Source organism: Clostridium sp., assembly GCF_036643715.1.
Classification (GTDB): domain Bacteria; phylum Bacillota; class Clostridia; order Clostridiales; family Clostridiaceae; genus Clostridium.
Genome location: NZ_JAVXRL010000045.1, coordinates 11,161 through 17,721, shown reverse-complemented (window position 1 = coordinate 17,721; position 6,561 = coordinate 11,161). Strand labels below are relative to the sequence as shown.

Here is a 6,561-nt window from a genome sequence, read left to right as displayed (position 1 = left end):
GGGAAGTATAATCCATCTACTAATCCTCCCCAAGCATTAAATTCCCAATCAACACCTCTAACTTCTTTTCCATTATTAACAAATGTCGCACCACAATCTCTAACCCATGAGTCATCGCTTGACATTTCAATTACTCTAATATTATCTTCTAGCATATGTCTTGCATTATTGTACTGGTTAGCATTTACAAGTACAGTTACTGGTTCAAATTCACTAATCGCTTTAGCAACATTTGAAAATGCTTCTTGTGCTGGCTTACCACCAAGTCTCCAATTATCTGGTCTTTGTGGCCATATCATAAAACATCCATCATGCTTTTCAAATTCACCAGGCATTCTAAATCCATCTTTTTTAGGAGTTGTGTTTAACGTTTTCATAACATACGCTTCCTTTCATACTTAATTAAAATATTTCTGATAGAACTTTATTAAGTTCATTTTTACAATTTTCAACATTATATTCTTTAGCTGCTTCTGGATTTAAGAAGTATACAAGTAATGCTCTTTGAGCAGTTAATCTATTTCCTGCTTCATCCCAAGCTAGAGAAATATCTGAATCTAAAACTTCATCTGTTACTTCTTCATTTCTTGTAGCTGGAAGACAGTGTAAGAATTTAGCTCCTTTATTAGCTTTAGCCATAAGCTCCATATTAACTTGATATTTTGGCATAAATACTCTCATTCTTTCTTCCTCTGAAAGCTCTGCTTCGTATAATCCATACCATACATCTGTATAGATAAAGTCCGCATCTTTCATAGCTTCTTCAACATCCTCAGTAATTAAGAAGCTACCTCCTGATACTTTACAATTTTCTTCTGCTATTTTTAAATCATCGCCTTTTAATTGGAATCCTTTAGGTCCAAATTGAACAAATCTCATACCTAATTTTGTAGCTAAAAATAATAGTGATCTACATACTTGAGTTGCATCTCCAACAAATACAAGCTTACAATCTTCTATATTTTTACCTTCTGGTAAGTTTTCAACCATTGTTATTGCATCCCCAATTTCTTGAGTTGGGTGATTATAATCAGACATACCATTTAATACTGGTATTGATGCACTATTTGCAAGATCAACAATTGTTTTATGTCTTTCAACTCTTGCCATTAATATATCAACTAATTTTGAAAGAACCCTTCCTGTATCTTCAATTGTTTCATGTCCACCTAATTGAATTTGCCCAGGTGCTAAGTACTGAGCATGTCCACCTAATTGAGCCATTGCAGTTTCAAAAGAAACTCTTGTTCTTGTTGATGATTGTTCAAAAATCATTCCTAATACTTTATTTTTAAGTAATTGAGGATAATATCCTTTATTTATGCATTCCTTTAAAGTTATACCAAGCTTGATAATATCAAGTATTTCCTCTCTTGTTAATTCGTTAGTATTTACGAAATCTTTAATTCTTGCCATTTTTATTACCTCCTAAATTTACCCTAATATATTTTTTTATGTTCATGATTTTTAAAGTTTTATTTGATTTACGTTTATCTTATCAGAGTTTTTTTTAGTATTCTATATACTTTGGCTCTTTAGAAACGAGAGTCAATTTTTTGTATTTCGTTCATTTTTAGGTAACGTTTTCATTAATTTTGTTCACTTTTTCTATTTTTAAATATGTATTTTAATGTGATTATTGATTTTTTTATAAATTGCGTAACGAATATGCTCATTTTTGTTACAGATGTTCCTTTTATGTTAACAGCTGTTTCATATAGCTTATTTACTTACTTTTTAATGTTTCTATTCTTAACTACAATTTAATAAAGTTTAGCATTACGTAAGCATAGAAACACTTTTTTAGTCAAATTGAATAATTAAGGCGTGATTTTTTTATAATCACGCCTTAATTTTTTTATATTATTTTATATAAAAGTGTTTCTATTATTGCTATCATACTTATTCTTGAACTTATATCGTTTTCAATTCCAGCAATATTATCTGAAAATATATAAAAGTTTATATCACTTAAGCTTTGAATAATATTATTATCTGCTCTTGTTATTGATACAATATTATTATTTTTTAACCTTATACTTTCTAAATTTTTTATTGTTTCATCATTTTCACCACTATAAGATAATATCATTACTACATCAGCTGGCGTTATTTTTTCAACAATCATCTTATTCTCATAATCTCTATTTACTATTATTGTTTCATATCCCATTGATATAAATAAATAATGAATGTATCCAACAACTTGAAAAGTTAATCCGTGTCCAAATATGTATATTTTAGGCTTGTCCTTTAAAAGACTTATGAATTTATCTGAGTTTTCATTGCTCATTACCCTTACAGATTCTATTATATTTTTTAAATACTCTTCTTTATAATTTTTAGTTTTTATTACTTTGGGGATTACTGCTTTATTAGGTGTGCTCTCTGTGATTCTAAGAGTTGATATGAATTCATTATATCCTGTAAATCCAAGCTTTTTTACAAATCTAAACATTGTCGTTGTTGACACGTAACATTCCTTTGATAGTTTCCGTATACTCATACCCTTTACTGTACACATGTTTTTGACTATATAGTCGAATATCTTCTTTTCCGTCTTATTAAGCGTACTTATTTTATTATTTACAAATTCAAAAAAATCAGTTTTCATATATGCCTCCTCCTCCTGTCTTTGGGAAAATTATTCTTTTTTGCAATTATATATATTTTAACACCTTTTTAAATGTAAATAAATAAAATATTCAAAAAAGGTAGTATGCCCTAAATGTGCATACTACCTAATGTTGTGTATTATTTTATTCTAATTATTCTTCTCCGTAGAACATTTTCATATCATCTTCTACATTTGATATTCCACCAATTCCAAAGTTATCAACTAAAACTTTAGCTACATTTGGTGAAAGGAATGCAGGTAATGTTGGTCCTAAGTGAATGTTCTTAACACCTAAGTGTAATAATGATAATAATACTATTACAGCTTTTTGTTCATACCAAGCTATATTATATGATATTGGTAAATCATTTACGTTATCTAAACCAAATACTTCTTGTAATTTTAATGCTATTACTACTAATGAGTAAGAGTCATTACATTGACCAGCATCTAATACTCTTGGAATTCCGTTAATATCTCCAAGGTTTAACTTATTGTATTTATATTTAGCACATCCAGCTGTTAATATTACAGCATCCTTTGGTAACTTTTCAGCAAATTCTGTGTAGTAATTTCTTGATTTTGCTCTACCATCACATCCTGCCATTACGAAGAATCTCTTAATTGCTCCAGTCTTAACTGCATCAACAACTTGATCTGCTAATGCTAGAACTTGATTATGAGCAAATCCACCAACGATTTCTCCTTTTTCTATTTCAGTTGGAGCATCACACTTCTTAGCTAATTCTATTAACTTAGAGAAATCCTTATGTCCATTTTCATCAGTTGCTATATGAGTACATCCTTCGTATCCAACAGCTCCTGTTGTAAATATTCTATCTCTATATGAATCTTGAACCGGTGTAATGCAGTTAGTTGTCATTAAAATTGGTCCATTAAATGAAGCGAATTCCTTGTTTTGTAACCACCAAGCATTTCCGTAGTTACCTGCGAAATGATCATATTTCTTAAATTCTGGATAGTATTGTCCAGCAAGCATTTCACCGTGAGTATAAACGTCTACCCCTGTTCCTTCTGTTTGTTCTAATAACATTTCTAAATCTTTTAAGTCATGACCTGATATTAATATACCTGGGTTATTTCTTACTCCGATATCAACTTTTGTTATTTCTGGATGGCCATAAGTTCCAGTATTTGCAGCATCTAATAATGCCATTCCATCTACACCAAACTTACCTGTTTCTAATGCTAATGCTGTTAACTCATCAGCTGTTAATGAATCATCTAAAGTTTTAACTAATGCTTCTGCCATGAAAGCATGTACTTCTTCTTTATCATAGCCTAAGTTCATTGCATGTTTCATGTAAGCTGACATACCTTTTAGTCCATAAACTATAAGCTCTCTTAAACTTCTTACATCTTCATTAGTTGTAGATAATACTCCTTCTTCTGAAGCTTTTTGCATCATTTCTTCTTCTGTGTTTGCAGTCCAAGTTGCACATCCTCTGAAGTCTTGTCCTATTGGATTTCCTAAAGCTTGTTCTACTTCTTTCTTTAATTCATCTCTTAAAGCTAATGTTTCTATTACTCTAGCTTCAATTGCCTTAAAGTCAAAGTTAGCATTTGTTATTGTTATAAATAAGTTTTCTGTTATGTACTTATTAGCTTTTGCACTAATTATTCCAACTTTTCTTCCCTCAACAACTACTGTTGATAATCCCTTTGTAACATATACTAAAAGATCTTGGATCTTTGCTACATCCTCAGTTTTTCCACAAACTCCTCTTACCGTACAGCCTTTACATCCTGCTGTTTCTTGACATTGAAAACAAAACATTGACATATTATATTCCTCCTAAATTTCTTATATTTATATTCTTAATTTATTTATTCTTTTTCTTTGTGAGCTTCGCCCCTCTTACAATATTGAGTATACTACTCTGATTTAAATTCCTCTGTAACTAATGTTACGTACATAATTTTTTTATTTTTATAGTATTTCTTCTGGAGTAAAACTACAGTATCCTATTTCATCACATTTTTTCCTCATATAATTCCATTTTTCTTCATCATTTATACTATCTATTGCTGTTGGATATAATATTGTATTTTCTTTAAATATGTGATCTCTTAAGTTAAATACTAAGTATTCTGTTAAAGATTGTAGTCTTTCTTTAAAGTCTCCGAACCCTATATAATTTGCACAATTTAGTAGTTCTTTTAATTCCCTCTTCTTTATCCTTAAATCATCATGTTCCATTCTCATTATTCTTGTTGGACCTGTTATATCATTTAGCTCTAACTCTTTAAACAGAACGTCTTCTTCCCTTTTATGGTGCTTTTCTGCATCTAATATTTTATCTATAGTATTTTGAAGTTCGTTTATATACTTACTATCTAACTTATCTAATAGTTGTACTTCACTATTTAATTTTTCTAATTTTGATAAAAATTCTAATATTTTATCGTGTTCAACTATAAGGGTATTTACTACATGTCCTGTTTCTAATTTATTTTTTATTTTATCTAACTCATCTTTTAATACTTCCATATGTATATCACATAGGTGTCTTAAATCATGTGGATTCATTCCCTCATCAATTAAGTTTTGTTCTGCAATAGATAATTCTATTGGATCTATATTTTTAACTATTTCTAGTGCTTCTTTTCTTAGTTCCTCTGATATGTTTCCTGAGTTAAGTTTTCTTAAAACAGTTGTTAATTCATTAATTCTCTTTTGTTCCATATTTAATCTCCCCTTTTTTCATATTATGCTTTTCTTTATAATCCATAGTATATTACTCTGAATTAAATTTATCTGTAACTAATGTTACATAAAAAAAGGATTATCAAAATTTGATAATCCTTTTAACCTATATTAGCCTTATTTAAAATTACTCTGATAAGCCTCTTAATTTTTCTAAATTCGTAACAATAATTACTTTATTACCTTGCACAGTAATAATTTTTTCACTTTCAAATTTAGAAAGTTTTCTACTTATTGTTTCCCTAGTTACTCCACAATAGTTTGCCATATCTTCTCTATTTATAGGTAACTGTATTAACGTCTCATTATCTATTTCTTTTCCATACTTAACTGAAAACTCAACTAACATACTAGCTACCCTTGACTCAACATCTCTAGTTGCTAGTACTTTAGCTAAATCTTCAGTCTCACTTAATTTTTTACTTATTTCTTTTATTATTTTAAGTGCAATTCTTGGATTTTTTAATAATATTTCTTCTAGATTTTCCTTAGATATTATACAAATCTTCACATTAGTTATTGCAGTTACAGTAAATCTACTTGCTTCATCATTAAATAAATTCGCCTCACCTAAGAAATCCCCCGTAGCTAAAATATGTAATATCTGTTCTTTACCATCTTTAGTAACTTTAGAAACTTTTATTTTACCATCTCTTATAAGTAATAAATTGTCTAATGTTTCCCCTTCTCTACATATTGTTTCACCTTTTATGTACTCTCTCCGTATTGCTGTACTTACAATATCCTTAAGCTCCTTGTCCGTCAAAGAAGCAAATATGGAAACATTCCTTGCACATAATGATTTGCCTCCATTACAGTCTTTACAAATACACGTTTCTGCCATCATATATTCCCACCTTTTAACCTTATTTTACCTATATTCTATATAATAACACGATTGTACACATAAAAAAAATGACTGAGGTGTGAAGGATTTATTAAATCCCTCTCTACTCAATCATTTTTAAAATATTCTTTTAATTTCTTTTCTTTCCAAATATAAGTGCTATTCCACCAAGTAAACTAAATATACCTACTACTGAAGATGTTCCTGTTCTACCTGTTGCTGGTATTTTGTCTTTTTCTAGTTTGTCTTCTTTTTCTAGAACAACTGGTTTATCCCCAGCTGGACTTTCTGGTACTTCTGGTACTTCTGGAACCTCTGGAACCTCTGGAACCTCTGGAACCTCTGGAACCTCTGGAACCTCTGGAACCT

General features: G+C 29.6%; 7 protein-coding genes. All 7 read right to left on the bottom strand.

Going from position 1 to position 6,561, the window contains the following annotated elements; all coding sequences use genetic code 11:
• Positions 1-377: agmatine deiminase family protein (locus RSF37_RS11795; protein WP_332564601.1), on the bottom strand; the 377-nt coding region annotated here is incomplete at its 3' end.
• A gap of 25 nt (positions 378-402) precedes the next feature.
• The gene (gene ptcA, locus RSF37_RS11790) at positions 403-1,416 is read right to left on the bottom strand and encodes a putrescine carbamoyltransferase (protein WP_332564600.1); all 1,014 of its coding nucleotides are present in this window, start codon (positions 1,414-1,416) and stop codon (positions 403-405) included.
• Between the two features lie 442 nt (positions 1,417-1,858).
• Positions 1,859-2,614, bottom strand: coding sequence for a MurR/RpiR family transcriptional regulator (locus RSF37_RS11785; protein ID WP_332564599.1), 756 nt, complete (start codon positions 2,612-2,614; stop codon positions 1,859-1,861).
• 154 nt (positions 2,615-2,768) lie between these two features.
• Entirely contained in the window at positions 2,769-4,421 is a 1,653-nt protein-coding gene (gene hcp / locus RSF37_RS11780; protein ID WP_332564598.1) for a hydroxylamine reductase, read from the bottom strand.
• Between the two features lie 147 nt (positions 4,422-4,568).
• Positions 4,569-5,324: a DUF438 domain-containing protein gene (locus RSF37_RS11775; protein WP_332564597.1), complete on the bottom strand. Its 756-nt coding sequence runs from the start codon at positions 5,322-5,324 to the stop codon at positions 4,569-4,571.
• Positions 5,325-5,472: 148 nt separating this feature from the next.
• Positions 5,473-6,189 carry a Crp/Fnr family transcriptional regulator gene (locus RSF37_RS11770; RefSeq protein WP_332564609.1) on the bottom strand — a complete coding sequence of 239 codons (717 nt, stop codon included), beginning with the start codon at positions 6,187-6,189 and terminating at the stop codon, positions 5,473-5,475.
• 133 nt (positions 6,190-6,322) lie between these two features.
• On the bottom strand, positions 6,323-6,561 hold a 239-nt coding region (locus RSF37_RS11765), incomplete at its 5' end, for an LPXTG cell wall anchor domain-containing protein (protein ID WP_332564596.1).